The sequence below is a fragment of the Roseibium sp. M-1 genome (assembly GCF_054515675.1).
Genome location: NZ_CM137257.1, coordinates 5,122,316 through 5,137,832, shown reverse-complemented (window position 1 = coordinate 5,137,832; position 15,517 = coordinate 5,122,316). Strand labels below are relative to the sequence as shown.

Sequence of the window (15,517 nt, the reverse complement as noted above, 5' to 3'; positions counted from 1 at the left end):
ATGAGTGACAACCTGATCGAACTCGTCGATATCGAGAAGCACTTCGGCCCCGTCATCGCCCTCAACGGCGTCTCTGTTTCGGTCAAGGCCGGCGAATGCCACTGCCTGCTCGGCGACAACGGTGCCGGCAAGTCCACCTTCATCAAGACCATGTCCGGCGTCCACAAGCCGACGAAGGGCAAGATCCTGATGGAAGGCAGGCAAGTCAGCTTCGACAGTCCGCGCGATGCGATGGAGGCGGGCATTGCCACAGTCTACCAGGATCTCGCGATGATCCCACTAATGTCGGTGACGCGGAACTTCTGGATGGGACGCGAACCGCAGAAGCGTTTCGGCCCGTTCAAGTTCTTCGACTTCGCGCAGGCCAACGAAGTCACCTTGAGCGAGATGGCCAAGATGGGGATCCACCTGCGCTCGCCTGACCAGGCTGTCGGCACGCTGTCGGGAGGCGAACGCCAGACCGTGGCGATCTCAAGAGCCGTCTATTTCGGCGCCAAGGTGCTGATCCTCGACGAGCCGACCTCGGCGCTCGGTGTGCGCCAGACCTCCAACGTCCTGGCAACCATCGACAAGGTGCGCCAGAAGGGCATCGGCGTCGTCTTCATCACCCACAACGTGCGCCATGCCATGGCCGTCGGCGACCGTTTCACGGTGCTGAACCGCGGCAAGACGCTCGGCACCGCGGCGCGCGGGGAAATCAAGGCGGAAGAACTGCAGGACCTGATGGCCGGTGGCCAGGAACTGGCCCAGCTGGAAGGCTCGCTCGGCGGAACCATCTAGGCACCCCGACTTTGCAACGGCCGGAATATTACGGAATGTGCACGTGAAGAAACTCGATGTCATCACCATCGGCCGCTCGTCGGTCGACCTCTACGGAGCCCAGGTAGGCGGCCGTCTGGAGGACATGGGCAGCTTCAACAAGTATATCGGCGGGTCGCCTACCAACATGGCGACCGGCACCGCCCGCCTTGGCCTCAAGTCCGGCCTGATCACCCGTGTCGGTGACGAGCACATGGGCCGTTTCATCCGCGAAGAGCTGGAACGGCACGGCGTCGACACCCAAGGCGTGATCACCGACAAGGAGCGTCTGACGGCCCTCGTCCTTCTCGGCATCCGCGACCAGGAACAGTTCCCGCTGATCTTCTACCGCGAGAACTGCGCCGACATGGCACTCTGTGAAGACGACATCGACCCTGCCTTCATCGCTTCGGCCAGGGCGGTCGTTGCCACCGGCACCCATCTCAGTCACCCGAACACGGAGGCCGCTGTCCTGAAGGCCCTGCGCCTTGCCAGGGAAAGCGGCGGCCGGACGGCGCTCGACATCGACTACCGGCCGAACCTCTGGGGCCTTTCCGGCCATGGCGATGGCGAGAACCGTTTCATTGCCTCGGAAAAGGTCACCACCAAGCTGCAGTCGACGCTGCATCTCTTCGACCTCATCGTCGGCACGGAGGAAGAATTCCACATAGCGGGCGGTTCCACGGATACGATCGTGGCACTCCGCAACGTGCGCAAGGTCTCTGCTGCGACGCTTGTCTGCAAGCGCGGCCCGATGGGCGCCGTCGCCTTCGAGGGAGACATTCCGGACAGTCTCGACGACGGCATTTCCGGTCCCGGTTTCCCCATCGAGGTCTTCAACGTGCTCGGTGCCGGCGACGGCTTCATGTCGGGCCTCCTGAAAGGCTGGATCACCGGCGAGGACTGGGTCACTGCCCTCACCTATGCCAATGCCTGCGGCGCCTTCGCCGTCTCCCGCCACGGCTGCACGCCTGCCTATCCGAGCTGGGAGGAATTGCAGTTCTTCCTGAAACGCGGCGTCAAGGACAAGGCGCTGCGCAAGGACGCTGCGCTGGAGCAGATCCACTGGTCCACCAACCGCGCCCGTCTCCACGGTGGCGACTGGTCGACCATGCGCGTCTTTGCTTTCGATCACCGCATCCAGTTGGAACAGATGGCCGAAGCCGCCGGCGCGAGTGTTGCGCGGATCGGGTCTTTCAAGAATCTCTGCCTCAATGCCGCCGTGACAGTCGCGGACGGCCAGCCGGGCTACGGCATCCTGTGCGACAGCCGGCTCGGCCGCGAGGCGCTCTATCGGGCCGCCGGAACCGGTCTCTGGATCGGTCATCCGGTGGAGTGGCCAGCCTCCCGGCCACTGTCACTGGAACCGGAAATCGGTCCGGATTTCGGCGGCCTGTCCGAATGGCCGGCGGAGCATGTGGTCAAGGTCCTGTGCTTCTATCACCCGGACGACACCGACGCGATGAAGGCCGAGCAGGAGGATGTGCTGAAACGCCTCTTTGGCGCCTGCCGTCGCAACCAGCTGGAAATGCTGCTGGAGGTGATCCCGTCGAAAGTCGGTCCCGTGAATTCCGACACGACGGCTGATATCATCCGGCGGATCTACGAGATCGGCATCTATCCGGACTGGTGGAAGCTGGAGCCGATGACGACGGCCGAAGCCTGGGCGAAGGCCTGTGAGGCCATCACCGACAACGATCCCTACACCCGCGGCATCGTCGTCCTCGGCCTCGATGCGCCGGAAGAAGAGCTCGCGGCGAGTTTTGCGGAGGCCGCACGGTTCTCCCTGGTGAAGGGCTTTGCCGTCGGCCGGACGATTTTCGCCGACGCAGCCCGCAAATGGCTCGCCGGTGAATTGACAGACGCGGATGCGGTGGCTGACATGACCCGCCGCTTCGAACGCCTCTGCCGCATCTGGGACGAGGCCCGGACGGCAGCCCGCGTCAACGACCTGCAAGGAATACCCGCATGACCGGCACGATCCGTCTCACCGCCGCCCAGGCCATGGTGCGGTATCTCTCCGCGCAGATGACCGAGGATGGCGAACGCTTCATCGACGGCATCTGGGCGATCTTCGGCCATGGCAATGTCGCCGGTCTGGGTGAAGCGCTGGAGCGGGCAGGCAATGCCCTGCCGACCTGGCGCGGCCAGAACGAGCAGACCATGGCTCACACAGCCATCGCCTATGCCAAGGCGAAGAAACGAACCCGTGCGATGGCCGTCACCTCCTCCATCGGCCCCGGCGCTACCAACATGGTGACGGCCGCCGCCCTTGCCCATGTCAACCGCCTGCCCGTCCTGCTGATCCCCGGCGATGTCTTCGCCAACCGCGCGCCGGACCCGGTGCTGCAGCAGGTGGAGGATTTCGACGACGGCACGGTTTCCGCCAATGACTGCTTCCGCCCCGTCTCGCGCTACTTCGACAGGATCTCGAGGCCGGAACATCTGCTGACCGCGCTGCCGCGGGCCTTCCGGGTGCTGACCGACCCGGTCAATTGCGGCCCCGTGACCCTTGCCTTCTGCCAGGATACCCAGGCCGAGGCCTTCGATTATCCGGCAAGCTTCTTCGAACCCAAGGTCTGGCGCATTCGCCGTCCCGAGCCCGACAGCCGCGATCTTGCCGACGTTGTCGAGATGATCCGGCAGGCGAAGAACCCGGTTCTCGTCTGCGGCGGCGGGGTGATCTACTCCGGGGCTGAGGAAACCCTCGGCGAGTTTGCGACGAAGCACGGCATTCCGGTGATCGAGACCCAGGCCGGAAAGTCGGCGCTGGCGCAAGCCCATCCGATGAACTTCGGCACTGCCGGGGTTGACGGCTCGGCATGCGCCAACGAGATTGCCGAAACAGCCGACCTCGTCATCGGCGTCGGCACCCGCTTCCAGGACTTCACCACAGGATCGTGGGCGCTCTTCAAGGCTCCCGGCCGCAAGCTCGTCTCCATCAACGTCCAGAGCTACGACGCGCTGAAGCACGGCGCCATCGGCGTCATCGGCGATGCGAAAGTGTCGCTGGAGAAGATCTCGGCAGCACTTGGAGCTGAAAAGAAGTCCGCCTTCAAGCCGCAGGCGCGCCTCGACTGGCTGGCCAAGGTCGATGCCCATTGCAGCGCCCGCACCGATGTTCCGGAAGGCTACCTGCCGCTTGATGCGGAAGTCATCGGCGCGGTGCAACGCACCTCGACGGACAAGACCATCGCCATGTGTGCCGCCGGCACCATGCCGGGTGCGCTGAAGCTTCTGTGGCAGGCACCGCGGGGCGGCTATCACATGGAATACGGCTATTCCTGCATGGGCTACGAGATCGCGGGCGCCATGGGCATCAAGCTCGCCCAGCCGGAGCGGGACGTCGTCTGCTTCGTCGGCGACGGCTCCTACATGATGGCGAACTCGGAGCTGGCGACCGCCGTCATGCGGCGGGTTCCCTTCACCGTGGTTCTGACCGACAACCGCGGCTATGGCTGCATCAACCGGCTGCAAATGGGCACGGGCGGTGCCCGCTTCAACAATCTCTATGCCGACTGCAACGTGGAAGCCCAGCCGGAGATCGACTTCGTCGCCCATGCTGCCGCGATGGGCGCGCATGCGGTGAAGGCGAAGGACATTGCCGATCTCGAGGCCCAGATCCTCGCCGCCAGGGATCAGGCCATCCCGACAGTGATCGTCATCGACACGGACCCGATGCACGGACCGGGCGAGAATGGCGGTGGCCACTGGTGGGACGTTGCCGTGCCCGAGGTTTCCGAACGGCCCGAGGTCAAACATGCCCGCGAAGGGTATGTCGCGGCGCTGAAGCACCAGAACCTAGTCGACTGAGGGAGGGGAAACGGCACATCAGCGCTTTCACCTCTCCTCCCCAAACCCTCATCCTGAGGAGGACCGTCAGGTCCGTCTCGAAGGATGGGCGGCGACCTCCGAGCAAGCGGCCCATCCTTCGAGACGCGAGCGAGCTCGCTCCTCAGGATGAGGTCGGCATGTAAGACACACCCGAACCCAATTCCCGCTTCTGCGGACCAGGACGACACAGATGATCCTATACGGCACCAACCCGATTGCATGGGCCAACGACGACGACCAGACCCTCGGCGCGCATATCCCGACCGGACAGATCCTTTCCGAAGCGTCTGAAATCGGCTTCGACGGCATCGAGAACGGCCACCGCTGGCCGGATGAACCGGAAGCGCTGAAGCAGCTGCTCGGCAGCCATGGCCTGAAGTTCATTTCCGGCTGGTATTCGCTCAATCTGCTGGCGCAATCGGTCGAGGACGAAAAGAAGGCCATCCAGCCGCATCTGGACAAATTGAAGCACAATGGCTGCAAGGTCTGCATCACCTGCGAGACCTCGAACACCATCCAGGGTTCCCAGACCGACATCAACACCAGCCCTGTCCTGAGTGACGAGGACATGAAGGCCTTCGGTGCCAAGGTTGAAGAGCTGGCCGCCTTCTGTGCGAGCCAGGGCGTCGACCTCGTCTATCACCATCACATGGGTACGGTTGTTGAAACGCCGGAAGAGATCGACGCCTTCATGGCTGCGACCGGGCCGGCAACCAAGCTGCTCTTCGATGCCGGCCACTGCTATTTCGGCGGCAATGGCCGCGATCCCGCGCCAGTGCTTGAAAAGTATGCGGACCGCGTGAAGCACTTCCACGCCAAGAACGTGCGCCCGGCCGTGATGAAGGAAATCCGCGACGACAAGAAATCCTTCATGGACGGCGTCCGCGCCGGCGTCTTCACCGTGCCGGGCGACGAGGAAGGCGGCGTCGACTTCAAGCCGCTGCTCAAGATCCTGAAGGATAAAGGCTACGAGGGCTGGATCGTCATCGAGGCCGAGCAGGATCCGGAAGTCCGCAATCCTTTCCAGTATCAGAGCCTCGGGCTCAAGACCCTGAAGACACTCGCAAAGGACCTGGATCTGACATGAGCCATCTTCTCGTCAAACCGTCCGGCACGTCCGGCAAGGTGCATGACATCACCCCCGAAAGCGCCAATTGGGGCTATGTCGGCTTCGGGCTTTATCACCTGGAAGCCGGCCAATCGGTATCGGAAGAAACCGGCGACAGGGAAGTCATCCTTGTTCTGGTGGAAGGCAAGGCCGCGGTTTCAGCGGGCGACGAAAGCCTTGGCGAACTCGGGGAACGCATGAGCGTCTTCGAGCGCATCAAACCCCATTGCGTCTATGTGCCGAACGGCTCGACCTGGTCGGCAACCGCGACGACAGATTGCGTGCTCGCCGTCTGTACCGCACCCGGCAAGGGCAATCACAAGACCCGTGTCATCACCGATATCGGCCAGGTGACCCGTGGCAAGGGCGCCAACACCCGCTACATCCACCCGATTGCCATGGAAGAAAGCGACATCGCCGACAGCCTTCTGGTGACCGAGGTCTACACACCGCAGGGCAACTGGTCCTCCTATCCGCCGCACCGGCACGACGAAGACAATTTTCCGGACATGACCTATCTGGAAGAGACCTATTATCACCGCCTCAACCCGAAACAGGGTTTCGGCTTCCAGCGCGTCTTTACCGAAGACGGCGAGCTGGACGAGACCATGGCTGTCGCGGATGGCGACGTGGTGCTGGTCCCCAAGGGCCATCATCCCTGCGGCGCTCCCTATGGCTACGAGATGTATTATCTCAACGTCATGGCCGGCCCCTTGCGGAAATGGCGTTTCCAGAACCATCCGGACCATGACTGGATCGCGCAAAGGGATGCCGGCTGAACAACCGGACAGACAAAGAGCGCCAGTTGGCGCCTATTAATTTGGGAAGCGGCAATCCTCTCCACCGTCATCCCGGACGCAGCGAAGCGAAGATCCGGGACCGGGGAGCCACCGCGATTGTGAAAACTTGCTCCAGAAGGGCGTCTCGGCTCCCCGGTCCCGGCTCGCGCTCCGCTTGGCCGGGATGACGAAGGAGAGGATTGTCGCATAACAAAAAAGGGCTCCTGTCGGCACACGACCTTGCCATGCAGAACCGTGCCGTCGTGGAACTCCGGGACCATCTTCTCGCCGACCGGCAGGCCCGGCATGTCGAAGATCTGTGCTCCGGTGATGCTGAGGTCAATGAGCTGGGTGTTGCGCTTGCACCCGGTCTGATGCCTAGGCAGCCTCAAGAGAGGCAACCAGCGCACCGCGATGACGGATGACCTTGCCGGCAAGGCTTGCCCCCGCATCGACGCTTGCCGGAATATCGCCGCTGGTGAGAAACTCGGACAGAAAGGCCGCGTTGAAACTGTCGCCGGCCGCCGTCGTGTCGACGATGCCGCTGACAGGGGCCGGCTGGAAGGCCTGCCGTGTCGCGGCATCGGCGCAGATGACCTCTTCGGGCCCATTTTTCACCACCACCATGCCGGCACCCGCCGCAAGATAGCGGTCGGCACTGATTTCAGGCGTCGCGTCGCCGAAATGGGCGAGCTCGTCCTCGAAGGACGGCATCACGAAGTTGCAGCAGCCGGCCGCTCTGGTGACAACCGCCCGCATAGTCTCCGCGTCTTCCCACAGGCGTGGCCGGAGATTTGGATCGAAGGCCACCTTTGCCCCTTTGCTGCGCGCCGCGCGCAGGGCGTCCATGAAGGCTGTCCGGTCTTCAGGCGGCAGGATTGCAAGGGTAATGCCACTGAAATAGATGAGCCCCGCACCGGCAAGTGCTGCTTCAAGATGCGAACGATCCGATGCCAGGCAGCGGGCGGCCGACTGGGAGCGCCAATAGGCGAAACTGCGCTCGCCATTCTTCAACTGGATCAGGTAGAGGCCAACGGTTCGGTCGTCGCGCTGCTGAATGGCACTGGTGTCGAGGTCCGACCCGTTGAGGAAGGTCAGCATCTGCTGCGAGACCTGATCCTGGCCGACGGCGGTGTAATAGCCGACTGTCCAGTCCGACGGCAGGCATTTGCGCGCATACCAGGCCGTGTTCAGCGTGTCGCCGGCAAATCCCATCGCATAGGTGCCGGACCCGGTCGGAGCCATTTCAACCATACATTCGCCAATGGCGAGAAACTTGGACGGCATAAGCGGCTCCCTGGGCGATTCCAATTAAAAACTAAGGACGAAAATCCCGCAGAAATCCGGGATTTAAATCCATTAGCATAGAACGCCTTGCATTCAAAAGAGGCACAAAGTCTAATCTCCAAGGCCAAAGCGGTTTGGAGGGATAATTGTATTTGGCAAAGACAGGCAACCAGCACTGGGGTCACCCCGGGCGACCGAAGGGAGACCCGGGGCCTACTCATTTCCAGAGGGAATGCGTGACGGTCCTGTCCGAAAGAATTTCACCAGCCTCTGCAAGCGGCGATGCGAGTAGGCCCCGGGTCTGCGCTGCGCTTGCCCGGGGTGACGCAGAGGTATAGGTCCACAACACTCGCCGGATCAGTCCCCGCTGCTCTCTGCTGCGACAAACACTTCGGTGCTGGTTCCTTCCAGGCTGGCGAGGAAATCCGGCGGCAGCGGTCTATCTGTAAAGATTGCATCGACATCGCCCAGCTGTCCGCCACGCACATGAGCGCTGCGGCCGAACTTGCTGTGATCGAGCACGAGAAACGACTTGCGGCAATTGGCGAGGATCGATTGCCGGGCCGCCACTTCGTCCTCGTGAAAGTCCAGCAGCGTGCCGTCCTCGTCAACGCCCGCCACACCGAAGACCCCGATATCGACCTTGTAGTTGGCGAAAAAGGCTTGTGCGGCAGAGCCGAGCACGTCGCGATCGCCGTGACGGAGGCGCCCCCCGGCGATGGTGACCTGGAAGGAGGAATTGACCGAGGCGGTGAAGGCAACGTTGAGATTGTTGGTGAAGACGGCCAGCTTGTCGTGTCCGACCAGCGCCTGCATGACGATCTCAGGCGTGGTGCCGATGGAAAAGGCCAGCGACAGATTGTTCTCGACATGGCCAGCGACCAGTTTCGCAATCTGCTGCTTTTCCGGCAGGTTGAGGATCTGGCGGGTGGAGTAATGGATGTTGGAAGCAGGTGCGGGTGGTTCGACCCCGCCATGTGTCCGGCGCAGGATACCGAGTTCGCACAGGCCGTTGACGTCCCGGCGGATGGTCTGGGTGGTTACCTCGAACCGTTCGGCAAGGTCCTCGACGGAGGCAAATCCTGATTTTTGCACGAGATCCGCGATTTCGGCCTGACGTTTTGAAACTTCGATCTGACCCAGCATGTAATTCTGATCCGTCATCGTCCCCCTCCTCCGGCGCACGCCGAAGGCCATTTTTTCTAAGGCATCCTGCCGCTTCGAAAAAGCCTCACATTAAAGCGCATAGATCATTTTCATATGAACCTTATTCGACGTTCATATGAAAATGATATGACAATTCCAACGTTGTTGTCCCTTCGTCGTTTAAGCCGAGCAGCACCTGCTGGTTTCCATAAATTTTTTCCGGCAGGAAATTTCGTTTCCGCGCGTCGCTTGGGCCGGTTCTTCTTGCACGGCTAACATCTAACCAACGAAGGAGACGCGGTTTACACAGCATGGCGGCATTTTGCTCAACCCAGGCTCCGGCGGAAGCAGAATTCCCACTAACGTTATGTAATAAAATAACAAATTCAGTTCGTCATCCAGCTGTCAATCAATTGTCATGCAGCATTTCTAAGTAGCGTGCGGGATTCACCCACTTCATCGGGAGACGTTATGAAAACGATCATCTGCACTTCGCTGGCACTGGCCCTGACCGGTTCCGCCGCCCTCGCACAAGATGCCCTGCCGCAGGCCGGCAGCAAGTGGTTCACCGACGCCCAGGCCAAGATCGAGGAAATGGTCGCACGGACACCGAACACCAACCGCGCCAAGAACATCATCCTGTTCACCGCGGACGGCAACGGTGTCGGCACCAACTATGCCATCCGTCTCTTCTCCGGCCAGCAGGCCGGCGGCCTCGGCGACGACTACGTCCAGCCGCACGAAGCCTTCCCGCATTCCGCTCTGGTCAAGACCTATTCCTCCAACGGCCAGACCCCGGACTCCGCTCCGACCGCCGCCGCGATGAATTCCGGCATCAAGACCAAGAACGGCATGATCAACGTGCTCGACACCGTCAATGTCAGCGACTGTGCTGCTGGCGCTGAAGCCGGCACCAAGACCTTCGCCGAAGTTGTCTCCGGCATGGGCAAGTCCGTCGGTGTGATCTCCACCGCCCGCATCACCCACGCAACCCCGGCTGCCGTCTATGCCCGCACCGTGAACCGCGACTGGGAAGACAACTCGCTGCTGCCGGAGGGCTGCGGTCAGAAGGACATTGCCGAACAGCTGTTCGACCAGATGCAGTCCGGCGTGATCGACGTCGCCATGGGCGGCGGCCGCCGTCACTTCCTGCCGGCCGAAGTCACCGACGTTGAAGGCAAGACCGGCAAGCGCACCGACGGCCGCAACCTCGTCGAGGAAGCCCAGGCACTGGGTGCCCAGGTCGTGTTCGGCGACGAAGACTTTGCCGCCCTGACCACCGGCAACAATGCCCCGGTCCTCGGCCTGTTCGAATCCAGTCACATGAAGTATGAAGCCGACCGCAGCGGCGAGCCGTCCCTGGCTGAAATGACCGAAGCCACGATCAAGGCACTGAGCCAGAACGAAAACGGCTTCTACATGTCCGTCGAAGGTGGCCGCGTCGACCACGCCAACCATGACGGCAACCTCTACCGGACCGTGACCGACGGCAAAGCCTTTGCCGATGCCATCGCCAAGGCTGTCGAGATGACCGATCCGTCGGAAACGCTGATCATCGTCACCGCCGACCATGAACACGCGATTGCCTTCAACGGCTATTGCGGCCGCGGCTCCAACATCCTGGGCCTGTGCATGGCAGAGGACGAAGCCGGCGTTGCCCATAACGGCAAGCCGAACACCAGCGCCGACGGCAAGGTCTACACTGTCGCAGGTTTCCTGAACGGTGCAGGCTCCGTCCTGACCGAAGACCAGGACTGGACCGGCAGCCGCCCGGATCTGACGGAAGAGCAGGCGACCGACAAGGACTACCTGCAGCAGGCGCTGATCCCGATGTCCTCCGAGACCCATTCGGGTGAAGACGTTGCCGTGTTCGCAAGCGGCCCGTGGGCACACCTGTTCGATGGCGTCATCGAGCAGAACTATATCTTCCACGTCATGAACCACGCCGCCAACGCCAAGTAAGACCAGGGCCACCCCAGACCGAAGGCCCGCGATCGCGCGGGCCTTCTTTCGCTTTCATGAGCCTTTCCACCGTGAACGCCAACAACGAACGGACCCTTCTCATGAACCGCAGGCAGCTCCTTCTCGGCAGCCTCGCCACAACACTCCTTGCCGGCGACCGCGCTTTCGCCCAGGACATTCTCCGGGCACGCGATTTCTATCGCAAGGACGGCAGCTATACGGACATTGCCAAGGCGCTGGAAGGCGGGCGCGTGGCCGTGGAAGGTTTCATGGCCCCTCCGCTGAAGGCCGAATCCGATTTCTTTGTCCTGACAAATCGTCCGATGGCGGTTTGCCCGTTCTGCGAGACCGAAGCCGACTGGCCGGAAGATATTCTTGCCGTCTACACCAAGCGCATTGTCGAGGTCGTTTCCTTCAACAGCCGCATCGTCACGAAGGGTATTCTGGAACTCGGCAGTTTCAAGGATCCGGAGACGGGTTTCGTCAGCCTCGTGCGGCTGACTAACGCCGTCTATGAAAGGGTCTGACGGAAGTGGCGCTTTCGCTCCTGGTTGAAAACCTGACCGTCAGGTCACCGCGCGGCCGTGCCCTGCTGACCGTAGACCGGTTCAGCGCAGAGCCCGGCGAAACGGTCGGACTGCGCGGCCCGTCCGGCGCCGGAAAGTCGACCTTGCTTTATGCGCTTGCCGGACTTCAATCGGCCGTCAGTGGCCGCGTTCTGTGGGGCGGCACCGATCTTGCCGCCCTTTCCGGCAGCGCCCGCGCAGCCTTCCGCCGCGATTACATCGGCCTGGTCTTCCAGGATTTCCTGCTGTTCGAGGAACTGAGCGCACTTGGCAACGCGGCGCTTGCCACCGCCTTTGCCCCCGCAAAGGAACGCAAATCCATCCGGTCGACCGCCGGCGCCTTGCTGTCGCGGCTCGGCGTTCCCCGGGAAGCCCGCACCGTCGACAGCTTCTCCGGCGGCGAGCGTCAGCGAACGGCAATTGCACGGGCACTCGCCGGCAATCCGGAGATCATCCTGGCGGACGAACCGACCGCCAGCCTCGACAGGGCAACCGCCGACGCATTGATCGCGGACCTGATCACCCTCACCCGTACCGAGCGGAAAACGCTGATCGTCGTCAGCCATGACACGCATCTGCTGGACCATATGGACCGGGTGATCGAGCTTGCCGACGGCCGCCTGCTGACGGAGGCCGATCGTGCCTGAGGCTTTAACTGATCTCTGGCTTGATCTCTCGCCATTGACCCAGGACCTGCTTGTATTGGTCTTCCTGCTGCTGCCGGCGCTTGCGACCGGCCTTGCCGTCCTGCTTGGCTTCCGGCCCGCTGCGCTGGTTGGCGCGCTTTTGTGGCGCTACCGCTGGACCAACCTCACCTTCGTGCTGCTGATTGCCGTTTCCGTCGGCATCGGCGTCGGTCTCGTTGCCCAGGAACGCGGGCTCCGGAAAGGCACCGCCCGGGCGGCGGAAAAATTCGACCTGATCGTCGCGGCTCCAGGCAGCGAAATCACCATGATGTTCGCGGCCGTCTATCTGCAGCCGAGCGACGTGCCGCTGCTGAGCGGCTCGGTCTTTGACGAGATCGCCCGTCACGACGATGTCGCCTTGGCCGCCCCCATCGCCTTTGGCGACAGTTACCAGAACTCTCCCGTCGTCGGCACCACGGCAGATTTTGTCAGCCATCTCGCCGGCCCGCTTTCTCAAGGCCGGATGTTTGCCCGGACAAACGAAGCCGTTGCCGGTGCATTGGTGGATCTTGAGATCGGTGCCAGCTTCGAGCCTGCCCACGGTATCGGCGACGCCTCGGAAGAAGATGCCCATGCCGGGCATGACCTGACCATCGTCGGACAGATGCCCCCGACCGGCAGTCCCTGGGACCGGGCCATCCTGGTACCGGTGGAAAGCGTCTGGCAGGTGCATGGCCTGAGCAACGGTCACGCGCCGGAGCGCATGGATCAGATCGGACCGCCTTTCGACGCGGACTATTTTCCCGGAACGCCGGCAATCCTCGTGCGCGCCGACGAACTCTGGGCAAACTATGCGCTGCGCTCGGAATTCACCCGCGCCGACACGATGGCCTTTTTCCCCGGTGCGGTTCTTGCCCAGCTCCATGCACTGATGGGAGACGTCCGGCAGATCATGTCGGTGATGGCTGTCCTGACCCAGGTGCTGGTGACTGCCGGCGTTCTCACGGGCCTGATTGTCCTTGCCCGTCTTTTTGCCCGCCGCCTGGCTTTGCTGCGGGCGCTCGGCGCACCCGGGCGCTTCGTCCTTGCCGTCGTCTGGTCCTATGCCGCAACACTCATCGTCACCGGATCGCTGGCGGGCCTGGCAGTCGGCTGGATTGCGGCCGGCGCCATCTCTGCGGAAGTGACACGGCGCACGGATATTCTGGTCACGGCAAGCCTGAGCTGGCCCGAATACCATCTGATCGCGGCGTTTGTCAGCCTGACGGTTCTACTCGCCCTGCTGCCTGCCTTCATGGCGACGTCACGTAATATCATTACAGATTTGCGAGCCTGATTTTCATAAAGCTCAAGGACTTCCCCGATGCGCCTCTGTGCCCTTCTGCTGACGCTTCTTCTCACACATGCCGGCCCGTCACTTGCTGCGGAAACACACCCTTCTTCCGGGGACGGCCAGGATCACAGTGCTCATCATGACGCGCAGTCCGAAGAGGGTCATGACCATGGCGATCATGAAGGCAGTGCTGAAGGCGTCCACGCCGTGCACGCCTGGATCCAGGCGACGTCCGGCGGCACAGCGCTGGTCTTTGTCGACATCGACAACAACTCGGACCAGGCGGTGAAGCTTCTCGGCGGCCATACGGACGCGGCCCGCAGTGTCGAGCTGGTCGGATTTGTGCTGAAGGACGGCGAGCCGGGCTACGACGCCTTGCCGCCGGTTCCCATTCAGCCGGGCAAGGAGCTGCTTCTGACCCCGAACGGCCTGGCGCTCCGTCTCAACGGATTGAAGCGGACTTTTCAGCAGGGGGAGGACTTCGAAATCGAGATCGAATTCGATTTCGGCCATTTTGACATGCAGGTCCAGGTGGAGGCTGCCGACGCCACGCGGCACAGCCACGCCGGGCATCAGCATTGAGCAGCCGGGCGACAACGACCGACATTCGCAGCAAGACTGTTACTCCCACCCCTAACCCTCCCCCAATGGGCAGGGCAATCGCATTTGGATGAGATCCTTATTCAGTGCGTTTGACCGATCACTTCCACAGCGTCACGCCGGACAAGCGAAGCGCAGATCCGGGACCTACTCACAGAACCGCTTGCCGAAGCACGCAAGGTTTCATGAAGAAGTGGCCACCACGCGAGCTCTCTGGAAGCGGGTGGCCCCCGGGTCTCGCGTTGCTCGCCCGGGTGACTCCTCTTGTTATCTGCATGCCAATTCCAAATACGACTGCCCTGCCCGCAAGGGAGGAATGGGGTCGGGCCGGCGGAGAGGCCGCAAGGGATACGGCCTATCTGCTACACGTTACCGGTACAGGAACGACTTGCCTGCCCCATCGAAGAGATGCAGCTTTTCCGAAGCAGCCGTCAGGCGGATGGTGGTGCCTTTCTCGATCCGATGGATTCCCGGCAGCTTGGCGATGAGCGCCGCTGCTCCGTTCCTGGACTTGAAATAGAGCACGGTCGTTTCCCCGAGCGCTTCCACCAGTTCTACTTCAGCGGAGACCAGGAAGTCCTCACCGGTGGTAACCGTCAGGTCCTCCGGCCGCACGCCGAGCTTGACCGTAGCGCCCTGGTCGCCGGCCTCGGATGCGATCGGCACGTCGGCATGGCCGCCGTCTGCCATCTGGACAGATGTCTTCGCGCCGGTCGCCGTCACCTTCGCCTCGATCAGGTTCATGGCCGGCGAGCCGATGAACTGGGCGACGAAGGTGTTGGCCGGACGTTCATAGAGTTCGAGCGGTGCGCCGAACTGCTCCACATCGCCGCCATGCAGCACCACGATGCGGCTCGCCAGGGTCATCGCCTCCACCTGATCGTGGGTGACGTAGACCATGGTGCTGTCCGGCATGCTGTCCTTCAACTGCGCGATCTCGATGCGCGTGGCAACGCGCAAGGCCGCGTCGAGGTTGGAGAGCGGTTCGTCGAAGAGGAACACCTTCGGATCGCGGACGATGGAGCGGCCGATGGCGACACGCTGGCGCTGGCCGCCGGACAGCGCCTTCGGAAGCCGGTCGAGATACTGGGTCAACTGCAGCCGGTCGGCCGCGGCCCGCACCGCCTTGTCGATCTCGTCCCGCGACTTGCCGGCAAGTTTCAGCGCGAAGGCCATGTTGTCGTAAACGGTCATGTGCGGATAAAGCGCATAGGACTGGAACACCATGGCGATGCCGCGCTGTGCCGGCGGCACGTCGTTGACGACCATGCCGTCGATCTCCAGCGTGCCGCCGGTGATCTTTTCAAGGCCGGCGATCATGCGCAGCAGCGTCGACTTTCCGCAGCCCGACGGGCCGACGAAGACGATCAGCTCGCCTGTCTGGATTTCCAGGTTGATGTTTCTGAGAACCTCGACGGTTCCGTAGGACTTGGAGACATTCTTCAGGGACAACGAAGTCATGCCGGCTGCTCCCAATT

General features: G+C 62.3%; 13 protein-coding genes. 10 read left to right on the top strand and 3 right to left on the bottom strand.

Annotated elements, in window-relative coordinates:
- The 5 genes from ACX3M4_RS23295 to iolB all read left to right on the top strand — a co-directional run bounded on the left by ACX3M4_RS23295 (position 1) and on the right by iolB (position 6,519).
- Positions 1-780, top strand: a complete 780-nt coding sequence (locus tag ACX3M4_RS23295; RefSeq protein ID WP_459355353.1) for an ATP-binding cassette domain-containing protein — start codon at positions 1-3, stop codon at positions 778-780.
- 43 nt (positions 781-823) lie between these two features.
- On the top strand, positions 824-2,770 hold the full coding sequence (locus ACX3M4_RS23290; protein WP_459355352.1) for a bifunctional 5-dehydro-2-deoxygluconokinase/5-dehydro-2-deoxyphosphogluconate aldolase: 1,947 nt from the start codon (positions 824-826) through the stop codon (positions 2,768-2,770).
- Positions 2,767-4,611, top strand: a complete 1,845-nt coding sequence (gene iolD, locus ACX3M4_RS23285; protein ID WP_459355351.1) for a 3D-(3,5/4)-trihydroxycyclohexane-1,2-dione acylhydrolase (decyclizing) — start codon at positions 2,767-2,769, stop codon at positions 4,609-4,611. The genes ACX3M4_RS23290 and iolD overlap by 4 nt, the downstream gene beginning before the upstream one ends.
- Before the next feature lie 211 nt (positions 4,612-4,822).
- Positions 4,823-5,719, top strand: coding sequence for a myo-inosose-2 dehydratase (gene iolE, locus ACX3M4_RS23280; RefSeq protein WP_459355350.1), 897 nt, complete (start codon positions 4,823-4,825; stop codon positions 5,717-5,719).
- Positions 5,716-6,519 (top strand): 5-deoxy-glucuronate isomerase, encoded by an 804-nt coding sequence (iolB, locus tag ACX3M4_RS23275; protein ID WP_459355349.1) that lies wholly within the window; start codon positions 5,716-5,718, stop codon positions 6,517-6,519. Before iolE ends, iolB begins: the two co-directional genes overlap by 4 nt.
- 378 nt (positions 6,520-6,897) lie before the next feature.
- On the opposite strand, the gene ACX3M4_RS23270 is transcribed toward iolB, so the two are convergent.
- Both ACX3M4_RS23270 and ACX3M4_RS23265 read right to left on the bottom strand, forming a co-directional pair.
- Complete coding sequence (locus ACX3M4_RS23270) at positions 6,898-7,806, bottom strand: sugar kinase (RefSeq protein ID WP_459355348.1); 909 nt, start codon at positions 7,804-7,806, stop codon at positions 6,898-6,900.
- Positions 7,807-8,163: 357 nt separating this feature from the next.
- Positions 8,164-8,970, bottom strand: coding sequence for a DeoR/GlpR family DNA-binding transcription regulator (locus ACX3M4_RS23265; RefSeq protein WP_459355347.1), 807 nt, complete (start codon positions 8,968-8,970; stop codon positions 8,164-8,166).
- Between the two features lie 453 nt (positions 8,971-9,423).
- Here ACX3M4_RS23265 and ACX3M4_RS23260 point away from each other — a divergent pair, with 453 nt between their 5' ends.
- Genes ACX3M4_RS23260 through ACX3M4_RS23240 form a run of 5 tightly spaced genes read left to right on the top strand, consistent with a single transcriptional unit; the run spans position 9,424 to position 14,021 of the window.
- A complete protein-coding gene (locus tag ACX3M4_RS23260; protein WP_459355346.1) occupies positions 9,424-10,914 on the top strand; it encodes an alkaline phosphatase in 1,491 nt (496 codons plus the stop codon).
- Positions 10,915-10,970: 56 nt separating this feature from the next.
- Positions 10,971-11,441, top strand: coding sequence for a hypothetical protein (locus tag ACX3M4_RS23255; protein WP_459355345.1), 471 nt, complete (start codon positions 10,971-10,973; stop codon positions 11,439-11,441).
- 5 nt (positions 11,442-11,446) lie between these two features.
- Positions 11,447-12,127 (top strand): ABC transporter ATP-binding protein, encoded by a 681-nt coding sequence (locus ACX3M4_RS23250; RefSeq protein WP_459355344.1) that lies wholly within the window; start codon positions 11,447-11,449, stop codon positions 12,125-12,127.
- The gene (locus ACX3M4_RS23245; protein ID WP_459355343.1) at positions 12,120-13,442 is read left to right on the top strand and encodes an ABC transporter permease; all 1,323 of its coding nucleotides are present in this window, start codon (positions 12,120-12,122) and stop codon (positions 13,440-13,442) included. The genes ACX3M4_RS23250 and ACX3M4_RS23245 overlap by 8 nt, the downstream gene beginning before the upstream one ends.
- Before the next feature lie 27 nt (positions 13,443-13,469).
- Positions 13,470-14,021, top strand: coding sequence for a copper chaperone PCu(A)C (locus ACX3M4_RS23240; protein WP_459355342.1), 552 nt, complete (start codon positions 13,470-13,472; stop codon positions 14,019-14,021).
- Positions 14,022-14,408: 387 nt separating this feature from the next.
- Here the strand turns inward: ACX3M4_RS23240 and ACX3M4_RS23235 are convergent, their stop codons facing one another.
- Positions 14,409-15,500: an ABC transporter ATP-binding protein gene (locus ACX3M4_RS23235; RefSeq protein WP_459355341.1), complete on the bottom strand. Its 1,092-nt coding sequence runs from the start codon at positions 15,498-15,500 to the stop codon at positions 14,409-14,411.
- Between the last annotated feature and the right edge of the window lie 17 nt (positions 15,501-15,517).